The sequence below is a fragment of the Serratia sp. 22278 genome, assembly GCF_052045405.1.
Classification (GTDB): Bacteria; Pseudomonadota; Gammaproteobacteria; order Enterobacterales; family Enterobacteriaceae; genus Serratia; species Serratia marcescens.
Window position 1 is genome coordinate 103,170 of record NZ_JBQEOW010000014.1, and the last position, 16,728, is coordinate 119,897.

Consider the following 16,728-nt stretch of genomic DNA (forward strand, 5'->3'; position numbering starts at 1 on the left):
ACTTATTTTGAGTTAGGGGAAAGCATAAAGCATTTCCCCTGCTAAATGTCGGGTTTATTGCCGGCAAAAGTGATTGACCAGTTGGCCCAGCAGTTTGCGCGTCGGTTCGATAAACGCGGTGTCGATGTACTCGTCCGGCTGGTGGGCCTGATCGATGGAACCGGGGCCGAGCACCAGGGTCGGGCAGACCTGCTGCACGAACGGCGCTTCGGTGCAGTAGTTGACCACCTGCGTGCGGGTGCCCAGCAGCTCCTCGATCACCGCCACCATGCGGTGGTCGGTCGGGCACTCGTAGCCCGGCACCGACGCATGCAGCTCTTCGATGGTCAGGCGGCCCGGCCAGCGTTGGCTCACCGGCTCCAGCGCCTGATGCATCAGTTCGTTAATGTTGTCGAGCGTCATGCCGGGCAGCGGGCGGATGTCCAGGTGCAGCTCGCAGCAGGCGCAGATGCGGTTGGCCGCGTCGCCGCCGCTGATATGGCCGAAGTTCATGGTGGGATAAGGCACGGCGAACGCCGGGTTGTTGTAGCGCTCCTGCAGGGTTTTTCGCAGCTCCATCAGGCGGCCGATGGATTCGTGCATCAGATCGATGGCGTTGACGCCGCGCGCCGGATCGCTGGAGTGGCCGGACTGGCCGACGATGCGAATGGCGTTGGCCATGTGGCCCTTGTGCGCGCGCACCGGCTGCAGCGAGGTCGGTTCGCCGATGATGGCGAAATCCGGCCGAATGGCGGTGGAGGCGGCGAAATAACGTGCGCCGGCCATCGTCGTTTCTTCATCTGCGGTCGCCAGAATGTACAGCGGCTTGGTCAGTTTGCTCGCGTCGATGTCGCGCACCGCGTCCAGAATAAAGGCGAAGAAGCCTTTCATGTCGGCGGTGCCCAGCCCGTAGAGCTTGTTGTCGTGCTCGGTCAGGGTGAAGGGATCGCGCGTCCAGCGGCCTTCGTCGTAAGGCACCGTATCGGTGTGGCCGGCCAGCAGCAGGCCGCAGCTGCCTTCGCCGATGCTGGCCAGCAGGTTGAATTTGTGGCGCGATTCCGGCACCGGCTGTACGTCGACGCGAAAGCCCAGGTCGGCAAACCATCCGGCCAGCAAGTTGATTAACGCCTCATTGCTCTGATCGAGGCCGGCATCGGTGGCGCTGATCGACGGAGTGGCGATCAACGCCCGGTACAGCTCAATAAATGGAGGTAATTTCATCTTCACTGTTGACAGCCTTTGGTTAGGATAGTATCAATATTCATGCATTTATTTTGAATAAAAATACAGTAAGCCGAAGCGTAAGGGAACCCGATACCCGGATGTTTATAAAAGCATCAACGCCTGGCTCCGTGGGTGAACGGCGCAACAACGCTGGCTAGCCCTGTTACCTGGGTCGCAAGCGACCGCACGTCAGTTTAGAAGGTGAAAGGCCACATGTTGAATACGCTGATCGTTGGTGCCAGCGGTTACGCCGGAGCGGAGCTCACGGCTTACCTGAATCGCCACCCACACATGAACATAACCGCTTTAGCGGTTTCAGCGCAAAGTGCAGATGCAGGAAAGTTGCTTTCCGATCTCCATCCCCAGTTGAAAGGCATCGTCGATCTGCCGCTGCAGCCGTTGACCGACGTCGCCAAGGCGGCGCAGGGCATCGACGTGGTGTTCCTCGCCACCGCTCATGAAGTCAGCCACGATATCGCACCGGCCTTCCTGGCGGCAGGCTGCGTGGTGTTCGATCTGTCCGGCGCCTTCCGCGTGCAGGATGCCGGTTTCTATAGCCAGTATTACGGTTTCGAACATCAGCATGGCGCCCTGCTGGAGCAGGCGGTTTACGGCCTGGCGGAGTGGCAGAGCGACAAGATCAAACAGGCGCAGCTGATCGCCGTGCCGGGCTGTTACCCGACGGCGGCGCAGCTGGCGCTGAAACCGTTAATCGAAAAACAGTTGCTGAATCTGGATCAGTGGCCGGTGATCAACGCCACCAGCGGCGTCAGCGGCGCCGGGCGCAAGGCCAGCATGACCACCAGTTTCTGCGAAGTGAGCCTGCAGCCGTACGGCATTTTCACTCACCGGCACCAGCCGGAGATCGCCGCGCACCTGGGCGTGCCGGTTATCTTTACGCCGCATCTGGGCAACTTCCCGCGCGGCATCCTTGAAACCATCACCTGCCGCCTGAAAGCCGGCGTGACCGCGCAGGACGTGGCCGCCGCCTATCACGCCGCGTATGACGACAAGCCGCTGGTGCGGTTGTACGACCAGGGCGTGCCGGCGCTGAAAGCGGTGGTGGGGCTGCCGTTCTGCGACATCGGCTTTGCGGTGCAGGGCGAGCATCTGATCGCCGTGGCGGCGGAAGACAACCTGCTGAAAGGCGCGGCGGCGCAGGCGGTGCAATGCCTGAATATCCGTTTCGGCTTCCCGGAAACCCAATCACTCCTTTAAACCAGCGTGAGTAAACAGCAATGAACCCGTTAATTATCAAGTTAGGTGGCGTGTTATTAGACAGTGAAGAAGCGCTGGAGCGTCTGTTTACCGCGTTGGACAGCTATCGGCAGCAGCACCAGCGCCCGTTGGTGATCGTCCACGGCGGCGGCTGCGTGGTGGACGAACTGATGAAGCAGCTCGCTTTGCCGGTGGTGAAAAAGAACGGCCTGCGGGTCACGCCGGCCGATCAGATCGACATCATCACCGGCGCGCTGGCCGGCACCGCCAACAAAACGCTGCTGGCGTGGGCGATTAAACACCAAATCAACGCCGTCGGCCTGAGCCTGGCGGACGGCGGCAGCGCGGTCGTGACCCCGCTCGATCCGGCATTGGGCCACGTCGGCAACGCGCAGCCCGGCTCGCCCGCGCTGCTCAATACCCTGCTGGGCGCCGGCTACCTGCCGGTTATCAGCTCCATCGGCATCACCGCCGAAGGGCAGTTAATGAACGTGAACGCCGATCAGGCGGCGACGGCGCTGGCTGCGACGCTGGGGGCGGATCTGATCCTGCTGTCGGACGTCAGCGGCATCCTCGACGGCAAGGGGCAACGCATTGCGGAAATGACGGCACAAAAAGCGGAACAACTGATCGCGCAAGGCATCATCACCGATGGTATGGTGGTGAAGGTGAATGCGGCGCTCGACGCCGCCCGCACCCTCGGCCGCCCGGTGGATATCGCCAGCTGGCGCCATGCCGATCAGCTTCCTGCTTTGTTTAACGGCGTGTCGATTGGCACCCGGATCCTCGCTTAATTTTAGAATTAGAAAGGAATAGATCATGCAAAACCAAGGCATCAAAAAAATCGTTCTGGCGTACTCCGGCGGCCTGGATACCTCGGCCATCATTCCATGGCTGAAAGAGAACTACGGCGGCTGTGAAGTGGTGGCGTTCGTGGCGGACATCGGCCAGGAGCGCAGCGATCTGGAAGGCGTGGAGCAAAAAGCCCTGCAGTCCGGTGCCTCTGAATGCCACGTGGTCGATCTGCGTGAAGAATTTATCCGCGATTACGTTTATCCGGTGCTGCAGACCGGCGCCCTGTACGAGGGCAGCTACCTGCTGGGCACCTCGATGGCGCGGCCGATCATCGCCAAGGCGCAGGTCGAGCTGGCGTTGAAAGTGGGCGCCGACGCGCTGTGCCACGGCGCAACCGGTAAAGGCAACGATCAGGTGCGTTTCGAAACCACCTACACCGCGCTGGCGCCGCAGTTGAAAGTGGTGGCGCCGTGGCGTGAGTGGAACCTGCGTTCCCGTGAAGCGCTGCTGGATTACCTGAAAGAGCGCAATATCCCGACCACCGCATCGCTGGAGAAAATCTACAGCCGCGATGAGAACGCCTGGCACATCTCCACCGAAGGCGGCGTGCTGGAAAGCCCGTGGAACGCGCCAAATAAGGATTGCTGGGTATGGACCGTCGATCCGCAGGAAGCGCCGGACCAGCCTGAGCAGGTGACCGTTACCGTCGAGAAAGGCCGCGTCGTGGCGGTTAACGGTAAAGCGCTGTCGCCGTACCAGTGCCTGGAAACCCTGAACGCGCTGGGCGCCAAGCACGGCGTCGGCCGTATCGACATCGTGGAAAACCGTCTGGTGGGCATCAAATCCCGCGGCTGCTATGAAACCCCGGGGGGCACCATCATGGTGGCGGCGCTGCGCGCCATCGAGCAGCTGGTGCTGGATCGCGACAGCTTCAAATGGCGCGAGCAACTGGGCCTGGAGATGTCCTATGTGGTGTACGACGGCCGTTGGTTCGCGCCGCTGCGCCGTTCGCTGCAGGCCTCTGCCGAAGCATTGGCTGAAGAGGTGAACGGTGAAGTGGTGCTGCAGCTATACAAAGGCCAGGTGACGGCGACCCAGAAAAAATCCGCCAACAGCCTGTACTCCGAAGAGTTCGCCACCTTCGGCGAAGACGAAGTTTACGATCACAGCCACGCGGGCGGCTTTATCCGTCTGTTCTCTCTGTCTTCACGCATTCGCGCGTTGAACGAGAAAAAGAATAAATAATCGATTGGCGTGACTCTGCAAGGGCGCAGCATGCTGCGCCCTTTCGCATAAAAATTCAGGAGTAAGATATGGCACTTTGGGGCGGACGGTTCACTCAGGCGGCGGATCAGCGGTTCAAACAACTCAATGATTCGCTGCGGTTCGATTATCGCCTGGCGGAGCAGGATATTGTGGGCTCGGTGGCCTGGTCGAAGGCGCTGGTGACCGTTAACGTGTTGACCGCAGCGGAGCAACAGCAGCTGGAGCAGGCGCTGAATGCGCTACTGAAGGAAGTCCAGGCCGTTCCTTTGGCGATCGTCCAAAGCGATGCGGAAGACATCCACAGCTGGGTAGAGCAGAAGCTGATCGAGAAGGTCGGCGACTTGGGCAAGAAGCTGCACACCGGCCGCAGCCGCAACGATCAGGTCGCGACCGATCTGAAGCTGTGGTGCAAACAGCAGATCGGCGATCTGCATCAGGCGATCGTCCAACTGCAGCAGGCGCTGGTGGAGACCGCCGAAGCCAATCAGGATGCGGTGATGCCGGGGTATACCCACCTGCAACGCGCGCAGCCGGTGACTTTCGCGCACTGGTGCCTGGCCTATGTCGAGATGCTGGCGCGCGATGAGAGCCGTCTGCAGGATACCCTGAAACGGCTGGACGTCAGCCCGCTGGGCAGCGGCGCGCTGGCCGGCACCGCTTATCCTATCGATCGCGAGCAGCTGGCCGGCTGGCTGGGCTTTGCCTCGGCGACCCGCAACAGCCTGGACAGCGTCTCCGATCGCGATCACGTGCTGGAGCTGCTGTCCAACGCCGCCATCAGCATGGTTCACCTGTCGCGCTTCGCCGAAGATCTGATCTTCTTCAACAGCGGCGAGGCGGCGTTTGTCGAGCTGTCTGACCGCGTGACCTCCGGCTCTTCGCTGATGCCGCAGAAGAAAAACCCGGACGCGCTGGAGCTGATCCGCGGCAAGTGCGGCCGCGTACAGGGCGCGCTGACCGGCATGATGATGACGCTGAAAGGCCTGCCGCTGGCGTACAACAAAGACATGCAGGAAGACAAAGAAGGGCTGTTCGACGCGCTCGACACCTGGATGGACTGCCTGCAGATGGCGGCGCTGGTGCTGGACGGCATTCAGGTGAAGCGCCCGCGCTGCCGGGAAGCGGCGGAGCAGGGTTATGCGAATGCCACCGAGCTGGCGGACTACCTGGTCGCCAAAGGCGTGCCGTTCCGCGAAGCGCACCATATCGTCGGTGAGGCGGTGGTAGAAGCCATTCGCCAGGGAAAACCGCTGGAAGCGCTGCCGCTGGCGGATTTGCAGCAGTTCAGCGCGACGATCGGCGACGACGTCTATCCGATCCTGGCGTTGCAATCCTGCCTGGACAAACGTGCGGCCAAAGGCGGCGTCGCGCCGCAGCAGGTGGCCGCGGCAATCGCCGCAGCGAAACAGCGTTTGGCTTGACGACGAGGGCGGCCTGGCGCCGCCCTTGAACCTTTACCCCGCCAGGCGTGCGCAGAGATAACGGTTCAGGCTCACGCCTTCTTCCATCGCGCCGATCGCCAGCCGGCGATGCTGTTCCGGCGTCATGCGCAGTACCAGTTTGCCGCTGAAATTTTTCTCCGCCAACGCCTGCGGCGGCGTTTCGCCTTGCGCCAGCATGTCGGCGATCGTTTCGCTCACCACTTTCTCGATACCCTCCAATGCGCCGGTACGCGTGGCGGCCAGCCAGGACAGCGAGGGGAATTCGGCGCACAGCCCGACATATTCACGATCTTGCGCTGACCAGGTGATGCGATAGGTATAGTGTTCATGCCTTTCCATGTTCTTCCTCCATTTTGGCTCCTTTCTTCATTTTAGTATCGCTATTGGTATCATTTCAATGTCGACGCATAAAAAATGAGCGCAGGAGGGCCGTGAGGCAAGAGGAGGGAGGAAATTGTGGAAAGTGCTGCGCAAAAAACCGGGCCTGAAGGCCCGGTGGGGATGAACGGAGAATAAGAGGTTACTCGCCCGGGCAGCGCTGGCAGCGCTCGATTTCGGTCGCGCCGAGTTTGAGCTTCGCCTGCAGGTCGCGCAGCGCGGTGCGCAAGCCTTCTTCGATCACCGGATGATAGAACGGCAAGTCCAGCATCTGATCGACGGTCATCTGCTGCTGGTGCGCCCAGGCCAGCAGGTGCGCGATGTGTTCGGCGTCCGGGCCGATCATTTCCGCGCCGAGGAAACGGCCGGTGCCTTGCTCGCCGTAGACGTGCAGAATGCCTTTGTTGCGCAGCATCACCCGCGAGCGGCCCTGATTCTCAAACGAGACGTTGCCCACTTCAAAGCAGCCGCAGGCGCTGAACTTCTCGCTCAGCTCGCGGAAGGTTGAGCCGACCATGGCGATCTGCGGATCGGAGAACACCACCGAAATCGCGCTGCGGCGCAGACCCGGATTGATCTCCGGGAAGCTGCCGGCGTTGGCGCCGGCGATGCGCGCCTGATCGCTGGCCTCGTGCAGCAGCGGTAGTTGGTTGCTGGCGTCGCCGGCAATGAAAATATGCGGCACGCTGGTTTGCATCGTCAGGCGGTCGGCCAGCGGCACGCCTCGGGCGTCGAGCTGCAAGCCGGTATTTTCGAGGCCTAACCGATCGACGTTGGGGCGGCGGCCGGTGGCGGCCAGCACGTAGTCCACCAGGATCTCCTGCGGTTGGCCCTGCAGATCCTGATAGCGGATAAATACGCGGTCGCCTTCGCGCTGCATCATCTCCACTTTCACGTCGGCGTCGAGGTAGAACTCTTCCCCCAGCGCCTTCGCAGCGTAATCGCGCACGGCGCTGTCGGTCAGCGGCCCGACGGCGCCGCCGATGCCGAATACCTTGGTGTCGACGCCGAGGCGGTGCAGCGCTTGCCCCAGCTCCAGCCCGATGACGCCGGGGCCGAATACCGCTACGGATTGCGGCAAGTCATCCCAGTTGAACACGTCGTCGTTGACGATCAGGCGATCGCCCAGTTCGTTCCACGGCGCCGGCCAGCTGGGGCGGGAACCAGTGGCGATCACGATACGCTGCGCCACGATGCGCGTATGGTCATCGACCTGCAGCGTGTTGTCGTCGATAAAGCGGGCATAGCCCTGAATTTTGTCGGCGGCCGGGATCTCGTCCACGCCTTCCAGCACGAAGCCGACGAAACGGTCGCGTTCGCGTTTGACGCGCGCCATCACCTCGCGCCCATCAATGCGCGTTTTGCCGGTTGGGTGCACGCCAAAGCCCGGTGCACGTTCGATTTGATGCACCGCTTCGGCGGCGGCGATCAATAATTTGGATGGCATGCAGCCAACGCGCGCACAGGTGGTGCCATAAGGCCCGCCTTCAATCATCACCACGCTGGGGGTAGACAGTTTGGCCGCGCGGTAGGCGCCGAGCCCTGCGGTGCCGCCGCCGATGACCGCGACATCAACGTTCAACAGTTTCATATCCGCTCCTGAAAGGTAAAAAAAGGGCGGGCCGTAGCCCGCCAAAGTTCACGTTGGCTTTGTTATTACTTATTAAGCTGACAGGAAGGTTTCCAGATCGTCGCTGCCGCCGATGTGACGACCGCCGATGAATACTTGCGGCACCGTGGCGCGGCCGCTGACGGCGCGCAGGCTGACGGTGGTGGCGTCTTTGCCCAGCACGATCTCTTCATACTGAATGCCACGCTCTTGCAGCATCTGCTTGGCTTTGGCGCAGAATGGGCAGCCCGGTTTGGTGAACAGAGAGACCGATTCCTGCACTTTGAATTCCGGCGCCAGGTATTTCAGCATGGTGTCGGCGTCGGACACTTCAAACGGGTCGCCCGGCTTGTTCGGCTCGACAAACATTTTCTCGACCACGCCGTTGCGCACCAGCATTGAGTAGCGCCATGAGCGAGGGCCAAAGCCCAGATCCGCTTTCTCGACCAGCATGTTCATGCCTTTGGTGAATTCACCGTTGCCGTCCGGCACGAAGGTGATGTTTTCCGCATGTTGGTCAGCTTTCCAGGCGTTCATGACGAAGGTGTCGTTCACGGAGACGCAAAGAATGCTGTCGACGCCGTGCTGCTTGAATACGCTGGACAGTTCGTTGTAGCGCGGCAGGTGGCTCGAAGAACAGGTCGGCGTGAACGCGCCCGGCAGCGAGAAAACAATGACGGTTTTGTTTTTGAACAGGTCATCAGTGGTCACATCAATCCATTGGTCGCCCTGACGGGTGTGGAAAGTAACCTGAGGAACTTTCTTGCCTTCTTGACTGGTAAACATTGATTAACCCCTTAATTAGGAAAAGTAATTTTTAGCATTTAGCGCGATATCGCTTCGTTGGGACACATTATTGTCGCTGGGGCTTGATAGATCTAATCGCTCATTGCTATCTTATCTATCGCCATGAGCTATCATGGAATGGAGGGAAACAATGAATATTCGTGATTTAGAGTATCTGGTCGCCTTGGCCGAGCACCGGCACTTCCGCCGCGCGGCCGATTCATGCCATGTAAGCCAACCCACGCTGAGCGGGCAGATCCGCAAGCTGGAAGACGAGTTGGGCGTCATGCTGCTCGAGCGCACCAGCCGCAAGGTGCTGTTCACCCAGGCGGGTCTGTTGCTGGTGGAGCAGGCGCGTACCGTGCTGCGCGAAGTGAAAGTGTTGAAGGAGATGGCCAGCCAGCAGGGCGAAGCCATGTCCGGGCCGCTGCACATCGGCCTGATCCCGACCGTGGGGCCTTATCTGCTGCCGCAGATCATACCGACACTGCACAAAACCTTCCCGAAACTGGAAATGTACCTGCACGAAGCGCAAACCCACCAACTGCTGGCGCAACTCGACAGCGGCAAACTGGACTGCGCCATTCTGGCGTTGGTGAAGGAAACCGAGGCGTTTATCGAAGTGCCTCTGTTCGATGAACCGATGAAGCTGGCGGTGTATTCCGATCACCCGTGGGCGCAGCGCGAGCGCGTGGCGATGCCGGATTTGGCGGGAGAGAAGCTGCTGATGCTGGAAGATGGCCACTGCCTGCGCGATCAGGCGATGGGCTTCTGCTTCCAGGCGGGCGCGGACGAAGATACTCACTTCCGCGCCACCAGTCTGGAAACGTTGCGCAATATGGTCGCTGCCGGCAGCGGCATTACCCTGCTGCCGTCACTGGCGGTGCCGCCGCAGCGCGAACGCGACGGCGTGTGCTATCTGGATTGCTACAAGCCGGAACCGAAGCGCACCATCGCGTTGGTATATCGCCCCGGTTCCCCACTGCGCAGCCGTTATGAGCAGTTGGCCGAAGCGATCCGCGAGCACATGCAGGGCTACATCGACAGCGCGTTAAAACAGGCGGTTTAAGCCGTTAAGCGCCGCCACCCGGTAGGCTTCGGCCATGGTCGGATAGTTGAAGGTCGTATTAACGAAATACTCGATAGTATTGCCTTCACCTTTCTGTTCCATGATCGCCTGACCGATGTGGATGATCTCCGCCGCACGCTCGCCGAAGCAGTGGATCCCGAGGATCTGCAGGGTGTCGCGATGGAACAGGATCTTCAGGCTGCCGACGTTCATCCCGGCGATCTGCGCGCGCGCCAGATGCTTGAACTGGGCGCGGCCCACTTCATACGGCACTTTCATCGCCGTCAGTTCCTGCTCGGTTTTGCCGACGGAGCTGATTTCCGGAATGGTGTAGATGCCGGTCGGGATATCTTCGATTAGATGGCCGCTGGCTTCGCCGGAAGCGATCGCCTGGGCGGCGATGCGGCCCTGATCGTAGGCGGCGGAAGCCAGGCTCGGATAGCCGATCACGTCACCGACCGCGTAGATGTGCGACAGCGCGGTTTGATACATGCTGTTCACCTTCAGCAACCCGCGGCTGTCCGACTCCAGACCGACGTTCTCCAACCCCAACGAATCGGTGTTGCCGGTACGGCCGTTGGCGTACAGCAGGCAGTCCGCTTTCACCTTCTTGCCGGACTTCAGGTGCACGATCACGCCGTCTTCGGTGCCTTCGATCTTCTCGAATTCTTCGTTGTGGCGGATCACCACGCCGTTGTTCCAGAAGTGATAAGAGAGCGAATCCGACATCTCTTGATCGAGGAACGCCAGCAGGCGATCGCGGGTGTTGATCAGATCCACCTTGACGTTCAGACCGCGGAAGATAGACGCATATTCACAGCCGATCACCCCGGCGCCGTAAATGATCACGTGGCGCGGTTCATGGCTCAGCTCGAGAATGGAGTCGCTGTCGTAGATGCGCGGGTGATTGAAATCGACGCTGGCCGGATGGTAAGGGCGCGAGCCGCAGGCGATCACGATGTGGTCGGCGCGGATGGTGTCCTGGGTGCCGTCCATGTAGCTGACGCTGACGGTGTTGGCGTCGATGAAGCGTGCGTCGCCGGCGAACAGTTTGCACTGGTTCCGCTCATAAAACCCTTGGCGCATGCGGGTCTGCTGGCTGATGACGTTATCGGCGTGGCGTAAAATGTCAGGGAAGGTCGCGCTGAGCGTGCGCGAGTTGTTGTAAAGCGGGTTCTGGTTGAATTCGATAATGCGGCTGACGGCGTGGCGGAGGGCTTTGGAAGGGATGGTGCCCCAGTGGGTACATCCGCCGCCTACGTTGTTGTACCGTTCGATAACGGCCACGCGGGCGCCCTGTTTCACCAGCCCCATGGCGGCACCTTCACCACCAGGGCCCGAGCCAATCACAATGGCATCAAATTGATAGTGCTGTTGCATGTAGGAGAGACCTGTTTTTTTATACAAGATTACAACGGTATCTTAACATCATAGCGCTGCTCACCCAATCACCATTAGGCTTTTTGAGTCAAAGCACAATCGGCTCAGGGCGGAAGTGTGATAGAGCGCGTTAGTATAAATGCTGTTGCAATAAAATTTGCTATATTGCCGAGTCTAGGGCGTTAGACTGAGAGAATGGAACCTATCCGGATATGCATATGGGCGTCAGAGCACAACAAAAAGAACGGACTCGTCGTTCCCTGATCGAAGCCGCATTCAGCCAGCTGAGCGCCGAACGCAGTTTCGCCAGCCTGAGCCTGCGGGAAGTTTCACGCGAGGCGGGCATCGCGCCCACGTCGTTTTACCGCCATTTCCGCGACGTGGATGAGCTGGGGCTGACCATGGTGGACGAAAGCGGCCTGATGCTGCGTCAGTTGATGCGCCAGGCGCGCCAACGCATCGCCAAGGGCGGCAGCGTGATCCGCACCTCGGTGTCCACCTTTATGGAATTTATCGGCAACAACCCGAACGCCTTCCGCCTGCTGCTGCGCGAGCGCTCCGGCACGTCGGCGGCATTCCGTGCGGCGGTGGCGCGCGAGATCCAGCATTTCATCGCCGAACTGGCGGACTACCTCGAGTTGGAAAACCATATGCCGCGCAGCTTTACCGAAGCGCAGGCGGAGGCGATGGTCACCATCGTGTTCAGCGCCGGCGCGGAAGCGCTGGATATCGACGTCGAGCAGCGGCAGCAGTTGGAAGAGCGGCTGGTGCTGCAATTGCGTATGATCTCCAAAGGGGCGTATTACTGGTATCGTCGCGAACAAGAAAAAGCTTCTGTGTCCCACGTATAAAAAAGGTAAACAATGATGGAAAAACCAGGCCGTGAAAATGGCACCTTACTGCTGGCGTTGATTGCCGGCCTTTCGATCAACGGTTCCTTTGCCGCGCTGTTCAGCTCGGTGGTGCCGTTTTCGATCTTCCCGCTGATTGCGTTGGTGCTGGCGGTGTACTGCCTGCATCAGCGTTACCTGAACCGCGCCATGCCCGACGGCATGCCGAAGCTGGCGGCGGCCTGCTTCCTGCTGGGGCTGCTGATGTACAGCGCCATCGTGCGCGCCGAATACCCGCAGATCGGTTCCAACTTCCTGCCGTCGGTAGTGTGTGTGGCGCTGGTGCTGTGGATTGGGGTCAAGCTGAAGGCGCGCAAGACGCTGGATGCGCCGACTCAAGAGCCGTAATGAAACGGGGCGCCATCATGGCGCCCCTGTCGTATCAGCGGTGTTTTTCCAGCAACACGCCGCATTCCATGTGATGGGTATACGGGAACTGGTCGAACAGCGCCAGGCGGCTGACCCGGTGCGTGGCCTGCAGCGTTTCCAGGTTGGCGCACAGCGTTTCCGGATTGCATGAAATATACAGAATGCGCGGGTAAGCTTGCACCATCTTCACCGTTTCCGCGTCCAGCCCGCTGCGCGGCGGATCGACGAAAATCGTCTCGCAGTTGTAGCCGCTCAGATCGATGCCTTTCAACCGGTTGAATTCGCGTACTCCGTTCATCGCCTGAGTGAAGTCTTCTGCCGCCATGCGGATGATTTGCACATTGTCGATATGGTTGGCGGCGATGTTGTACTGCGCCGCCGCCACCGACGGCTTGGCGATCTCGGTCGCCAGCACGCGCTCGAAATTGCGCGCCAACGCCAGCGAGAAGTTGCCGTTGCCGCAGTACAGCTCCAGTAAATCGCCTTTGGAACCGGCGGTGACCGCCAGCGCCCATTCCAGCATCTGTACGTTCATGGCCGCGTTGGGTTGAGTAAAGCTGTTTTCCACCTGGCGATAGATCATATCGCGGCCGGCGACCGTCAGCACTTCGTCAACATAATCCTGGTCGAGCATGATTTTGGTCTTCGACGCCCGGCCGATCAACTGCAGGTCAAAACCCTGCGCGCGCAGCTCGTCACGCAGCTGCTCGGCGCGCTGCTGCCAAACGTCATCCAGCTTGCGGTGGTACAGCAGCGAGGCGATGATTTTGCCGCTTTGCGTCGACAGATAATCGATCTGAAACAGCTTGTGGCGCAGGATCGGCTCCGGTTTCAGCGCGGCGATCAGGGCGCTCATCAGGCGGTTGATCAGTTCGCTGGCGGCCGGGAATTGATCGACGCGAATACGCTGCTTGGTCTGCTGATCGAACATGATGTGATACATGTCGTCCGCGTCGTGCCAGATGCGGAACTCGGCGCGCATGCGGTAGTGGTCGACTGGCGAGCGGAACACTTCCGGCTCGGGCGCCGCGAACGGTGACATCAACGTCTTCAGGCGGGCGACTTTCTCCGCCAGTTGGTCATCGTAACGTTCAATAGGCAAATTCTCGGGCGTCATGTGTGTCTTCTCGTCAGGCAAATTTGATCAGCGGGGATTGTAGGGAATCAGCCCGTGAAGTCCAGTTTTGTCGCGTTTATTATTTGTAACATTAATAGCAGTCTAGACATCTATTTGCATTGATCGTAGCATTGCCGTCCGGCCTCAAGCAGCGAGTGAAAAGGGAATCCGGTGTGAATCCGGAGCTGACGCGCAGCGGTAAGGGGAAGTCACGGCGATAGCGTTTCGACGCAGACACTGTCCATTGCAGGATGGGAAGTCATCGCCCGTTGCCGGTCGCGCCCCGCGGCCCGCAAATCCCAAGCCCGAAGACCTGCCGGTGTTACGTCGCAATGTCCGTGGCCGTCGCGAACTACCGGCCATGATCCTGCGGCATCCGCCAATTAAGTTTGGATGCTTTTCTCATGACAATTACAAAAAATACGCTGCTGGCGGTGGTCTCCTCCGTCACGGCTTTTTCTGGATGGGCGCAAGACAACACCACAGCCACGAATGGCGATAACCTGGTGGTGACCGCCAACCGCTTCCCGCAGCCGGTTTCTTCCGTATTGGCGCCGACCTCCGTCGTCACCCGTAACGATATCGATCGCTGGCAGGCCAAGAGCCTGACCGACGTGATGCGCCGTTTGCCGGGCGTGGACGTTGGCCAAAACGGCGGGTTGGGGCAAAAGAGCTCGCTGTTTATTCGCGGCACCAACTCCAGCCACGTGCTGGTGCTAATTGACGGCATTCGCCTTAATCAGGCGGGCGTCAGCGGCTCTTCCGATCTCAGCCAAATCCCGATTTCTCTGGTGCAGAAAGTCGAATACATTCGCGGCCCGCGTTCGGCGGTATACGGTTCCGACGCCATCGGCGGCGTAGTCAACATCATTACCACGCGTGAAAAGAACGGTACTACGCTCTCAGCCGGCGTCGGCTCCAACGGCTATCAATCCTATGACGCGTCGACTCAACAGCCGTTGGGCGACAGCACCGTGGCGACGGTGGCGGGTGACTACACCTACACCAAAGGGTATGACGTGGTGGCCTACGGCAGCACCGGCATGCAAAGCCAGCAGGATCGCGATGGCTTTATGAGTAAGTCGCTGTATGGTGCGCTTGAGCACCAGTTCAGCGAATCGGTCAGCGGTTTTGTGCGCGGGTATGGTTACGACAACCGCACGGCGTATGATAGTTATTATTCCTCACCGACCAGCCCTCTGCTGGATACGCGCAAACTGTATAGCCAAACCTGGGATACCGGATTGCGCTATAAAGAAGGCATTTACGCAACACAAGTGATTGGCAGCTACAGCCATAGCAAGGATTACGATTACGATCCTCGCCTCGGCATGCATGACAGCTCGGCCAGCCTGGTGGATTCCGAACAGTACAACCTGCAGTGGGGCAATACGCTGCAGGTTGGACAGGGTACCGTAAGCGCTGGCGTCGACTGGCAGCAACAGAAAATCAAACCGGATTCCACCACCGTGAAGGGTGAAAAAAGCCAACGTGATGCAGGCATCTACCTGACCGCGCAGCAACTGGTTGGCCCGGTAACGCTGGAAGGCGCGGTTCGAGGTGACGATCATTCCGAGTTTGGCTGGCATGGCACCTGGCAAACCAGCGCGGCCTGGGAATTCGTCGAGGGATACCGTTTTATCGCGTCGTATGGCACGGCGTTCAAAGCACCGAATATGAGCCAGCTATACGGCAACTTCGGTAACAACACCGATCTGAAACCGGAAGAAAGCAAGCAGTGGGAAGGTGGCTTTGAAGGGCTGACCGGCCCGGTGACCTGGCGCATCTCCGGTTATCGCAACGACATCGACAATTTGATCGATTCCACGGGGGAAACCAACTATGTCTATTACAACGTGGGTAAGGCGACCATCAAAGGGATTGAAGCTACGGCCTCGTTTGATACCGGCCCGTTGACGCATCAGATTGGTTATGACTATGTCGATCCTCGCAACGCCAAGACCAATGAAGTGCTGCTGCGGCGCGCCAAGCAGCAGGTGAAATATGAGCTGGACTGGCAGCTGTATGACTTTGACTGGGCGGTGACTTATCAATATCTGGGTCAACGTTATGACAAGGATTACAGTACCTATCCGGAACAAAGCGTTAAACTTGGCGGCGTGAGCCTGTGGGATCTCGCAGTTTCGTATCCGGTCACATCTCATCTGACAGTTCGTGGTAGAATTGCCAACCTGTTTGATAAAGATTATGAGACGGCCTATGGCTACGCTACTCCAGGAAGAGAATACTACCTCACTGGAAGCTATACCTTCTAACAGCACCGCCACACCTCGCCCGACGGTGCTGGTTTTCGATTCCGGCGTCGGCGGGCTGTCGGTGTATCAGGAGATTCGGCAGTTGCTGCCGGATCTCCACTATATATATGCGTTCGACAACGTGGCGTTCCCCTACGGCGAGAAGTCCGAAGAGTTTATCGTTGAGCGCGTGCTGGAGATTGTCGGCGCGGTGCAGCAGCGTCATCCTCTGGCGATTGTCGTCATTGCCTGCAACACCGCCAGCACCGTTTCCTTGCCGGCCTTGCGCGAGCGTTTCAGTTTCCCTGTCGTGGGCGTGGTGCCCGCCATCAAACCGGCGGCCCGTCTTACCGTCAACGGCATTGTCGGCCTGTTGGCGACCCGCGGCACCGTACAGCGCAGCTACACCCACGAACTGATTTCCCGTTTCGCCACCGACTGCAAGATTGAACTGCTGGGCTCTTCAGAGCTGGTGGAGCTGGCGGAGGCCAAGCTCCACGGCGAAGCCGTACCGCTGCCGGTGCTGAAGAAGATCCTGCATCCGTGGCTGAGCATGCGCGAGCCGCCGGATACGGTCGTTCTGGGCTGCACCCATTTCCCTCTTTTAGCTGAAGAGCTGATGCAGGTGTTGCCGGAAGGCACTCGGCTGGTGGATTCCGGCGCGGCGATTGCCCGTCGCACCGCTTGGCTCATCTCTACGCAGGAAAACCTGGTCTCGAGCCAGGAAGAGAATCTGGCGTATTGCATGGCGTTAAATGAAGATACTGACGCTTTATTGCCCGTTTTGCAGGGCTATGGCTTTAAATCGTTGAAAAAACTGCCGCTTTAACGGTGTTTTGGTCAAACATTCAACGGTTGGAAAAAATATTGAAAATAGGGGTTGCGGCCTGCCGAGAACTCCCTATAATGCGCCTCCACTGACCGGGAACAACGACTGACAAGCCGCCGGGT

15 protein-coding genes and 1 riboswitch are annotated in these 16,728 nt (G+C 59.5%); of the genes, 9 read left to right on the forward strand and 6 right to left on the reverse strand.

Annotated features, from left to right (window positions below):
* Positions 1-54: 54 nt before the first annotated feature.
* Positions 55-1,200, reverse strand: coding sequence for an acetylornithine deacetylase (gene argE / locus ACTJJ6_RS20675; RefSeq protein ID WP_440804391.1), 1,146 nt, complete (start codon positions 1,198-1,200; stop codon positions 55-57).
* Between the two features lie 216 nt (positions 1,201-1,416).
* Here argE and argC point away from each other — a divergent pair, with 216 nt between their 5' ends.
* From argC to argH, 4 genes are all read left to right on the forward strand, one after another.
* A complete protein-coding gene (gene argC / locus ACTJJ6_RS20680) occupies positions 1,417-2,421 on the forward strand; it encodes an N-acetyl-gamma-glutamyl-phosphate reductase (RefSeq protein ID WP_015379409.1) in 1,005 nt (334 codons plus the stop codon).
* A gap of 20 nt (positions 2,422-2,441) precedes the next feature.
* Entirely contained in the window at positions 2,442-3,215 is a 774-nt protein-coding gene (gene argB, locus ACTJJ6_RS20685) for an acetylglutamate kinase (protein WP_016929723.1), read from the forward strand.
* Between the two features lie 25 nt (positions 3,216-3,240).
* A complete protein-coding gene (locus tag ACTJJ6_RS20690) occupies positions 3,241-4,461 on the forward strand; it encodes an argininosuccinate synthase (RefSeq protein ID WP_004931061.1) in 1,221 nt (406 codons plus the stop codon).
* A gap of 68 nt (positions 4,462-4,529) precedes the next feature.
* Positions 4,530-5,903, forward strand: a complete 1,374-nt coding sequence (argH, locus tag ACTJJ6_RS20695; RefSeq protein ID WP_440804394.1) for an argininosuccinate lyase — start codon at positions 4,530-4,532, stop codon at positions 5,901-5,903.
* Between the two features lie 33 nt (positions 5,904-5,936).
* On the opposite strand, the gene ACTJJ6_RS20700 is transcribed toward argH, so the two are convergent.
* From ACTJJ6_RS20700 to ACTJJ6_RS20710, 3 genes are all read right to left on the reverse strand, one after another.
* Positions 5,937-6,263, reverse strand: a complete 327-nt coding sequence (locus ACTJJ6_RS20700) for a type II toxin-antitoxin system HicB family antitoxin (RefSeq protein WP_049299577.1) — start codon at positions 6,261-6,263, stop codon at positions 5,937-5,939.
* A 181-nt stretch (positions 6,264-6,444) separates the two neighbouring features.
* Positions 6,445-7,893 (reverse strand): dihydrolipoyl dehydrogenase, encoded by a 1,449-nt coding sequence (locus ACTJJ6_RS20705; RefSeq protein ID WP_440804396.1) that lies wholly within the window; start codon positions 7,891-7,893, stop codon positions 6,445-6,447.
* 72 nt (positions 7,894-7,965) lie between these two features.
* Positions 7,966-8,697: a glutathione peroxidase gene (locus tag ACTJJ6_RS20710; protein WP_015379403.1), complete on the reverse strand. Its 732-nt coding sequence runs from the start codon at positions 8,695-8,697 to the stop codon at positions 7,966-7,968.
* A gap of 151 nt (positions 8,698-8,848) precedes the next feature.
* On the opposite strand from ACTJJ6_RS20710, the gene oxyR reads away from it, so the two are divergent.
* A complete protein-coding gene (oxyR, locus tag ACTJJ6_RS20715; protein WP_015379402.1) occupies positions 8,849-9,766 on the forward strand; it encodes a DNA-binding transcriptional regulator OxyR in 918 nt (305 codons plus the stop codon).
* Here the strand turns inward: oxyR and sthA are convergent.
* The gene (gene sthA, locus ACTJJ6_RS20720; RefSeq protein ID WP_004931047.1) at positions 9,749-11,146 is read right to left on the reverse strand and encodes a Si-specific NAD(P)(+) transhydrogenase; all 1,398 of its coding nucleotides are present in this window, start codon (positions 11,144-11,146) and stop codon (positions 9,749-9,751) included. The genes oxyR and sthA overlap by 18 nt on opposite strands.
* Positions 11,147-11,364: 218 nt before the next feature.
* Here sthA and fabR point away from each other — a divergent pair, with 218 nt between their 5' ends.
* Both fabR and ACTJJ6_RS20730 read left to right on the forward strand, forming a co-directional pair.
* Positions 11,365-11,997 (forward strand): HTH-type transcriptional repressor FabR, encoded by a 633-nt coding sequence (gene fabR / locus ACTJJ6_RS20725; RefSeq protein ID WP_004931044.1) that lies wholly within the window; start codon positions 11,365-11,367, stop codon positions 11,995-11,997.
* A gap of 15 nt (positions 11,998-12,012) precedes the next feature.
* Entirely contained in the window at positions 12,013-12,384 is a 372-nt protein-coding gene (locus tag ACTJJ6_RS20730) for a YijD family membrane protein (protein WP_016929728.1), read from the forward strand.
* Between the two features lie 34 nt (positions 12,385-12,418).
* Here ACTJJ6_RS20730 and trmA read toward each other — a convergent pair whose 3' ends face one another.
* A complete protein-coding gene (trmA, locus tag ACTJJ6_RS20735; protein ID WP_079450591.1) occupies positions 12,419-13,522 on the reverse strand; it encodes a tRNA (uridine(54)-C5)-methyltransferase TrmA in 1,104 nt (367 codons plus the stop codon).
* 122 nt (positions 13,523-13,644) lie between these two features.
* Positions 13,645-13,857: riboswitch (cobalamin riboswitch) on the forward strand.
* 69 nt (positions 13,858-13,926) lie between these two features.
* Between trmA and btuB the strand changes: the two genes are divergently transcribed.
* Positions 13,927-15,798 (forward strand): TonB-dependent vitamin B12 receptor BtuB, encoded by a 1,872-nt coding sequence (btuB, locus tag ACTJJ6_RS20740; RefSeq protein ID WP_016929730.1) that lies wholly within the window; start codon positions 13,927-13,929, stop codon positions 15,796-15,798.
* Entirely contained in the window at positions 15,743-16,606 is an 864-nt protein-coding gene (gene murI / locus ACTJJ6_RS20745; RefSeq protein ID WP_025921004.1) for a glutamate racemase, read from the forward strand. Before btuB ends, murI begins: the two co-directional genes overlap by 56 nt.
* The last annotated feature ends 122 nt before the right edge of the window (positions 16,607-16,728 follow it).

Coding starts and splice junctions, on each gene's coding strand:
- argE (WP_440804391.1), bottom strand. CDS start 1,200: ATGAAATTACCTCCATTTATTGAGCTGTACCGGGCGTTGATCGCCACT.
- argC (WP_015379409.1), top strand. CDS start 1,417: ATGTTGAATACGCTGATCGTTGGTGCCAGCGGTTACGCCGGAGCGGAG.
- argB (WP_016929723.1), top strand. CDS start 2,442: ATGAACCCGTTAATTATCAAGTTAGGTGGCGTGTTATTAGACAGTGAA.
- ACTJJ6_RS20690 (WP_004931061.1), top strand. CDS start 3,241: ATGCAAAACCAAGGCATCAAAAAAATCGTTCTGGCGTACTCCGGCGGC.
- argH (WP_440804394.1), top strand. CDS start 4,530: ATGGCACTTTGGGGCGGACGGTTCACTCAGGCGGCGGATCAGCGGTTC.
- ACTJJ6_RS20700 (WP_049299577.1), bottom strand. CDS start 6,263: ATGGAAAGGCATGAACACTATACCTATCGCATCACCTGGTCAGCGCAA.
- ACTJJ6_RS20705 (WP_440804396.1), bottom strand. CDS start 7,893: ATGAAACTGTTGAACGTTGATGTCGCGGTCATCGGCGGCGGCACCGCA.
- ACTJJ6_RS20710 (WP_015379403.1), bottom strand. CDS start 8,697: ATGTTTACCAGTCAAGAAGGCAAGAAAGTTCCTCAGGTTACTTTCCAC.
- oxyR (WP_015379402.1), top strand. CDS start 8,849: ATGAATATTCGTGATTTAGAGTATCTGGTCGCCTTGGCCGAGCACCGG.
- sthA (WP_004931047.1), bottom strand. CDS start 11,146: ATGCAACAGCACTATCAATTTGATGCCATTGTGATTGGCTCGGGCCCT.
- fabR (WP_004931044.1), top strand. CDS start 11,365: ATGGGCGTCAGAGCACAACAAAAAGAACGGACTCGTCGTTCCCTGATC.
- ACTJJ6_RS20730 (WP_016929728.1), top strand. CDS start 12,013: ATGGAAAAACCAGGCCGTGAAAATGGCACCTTACTGCTGGCGTTGATT.
- trmA (WP_079450591.1), bottom strand. CDS start 13,522: ATGACGCCCGAGAATTTGCCTATTGAACGTTACGATGACCAACTGGCG.
- btuB (WP_016929730.1), top strand. CDS start 13,927: ATGACAATTACAAAAAATACGCTGCTGGCGGTGGTCTCCTCCGTCACG.
- murI (WP_025921004.1), top strand. CDS start 15,743: ATGGCTACGCTACTCCAGGAAGAGAATACTACCTCACTGGAAGCTATA.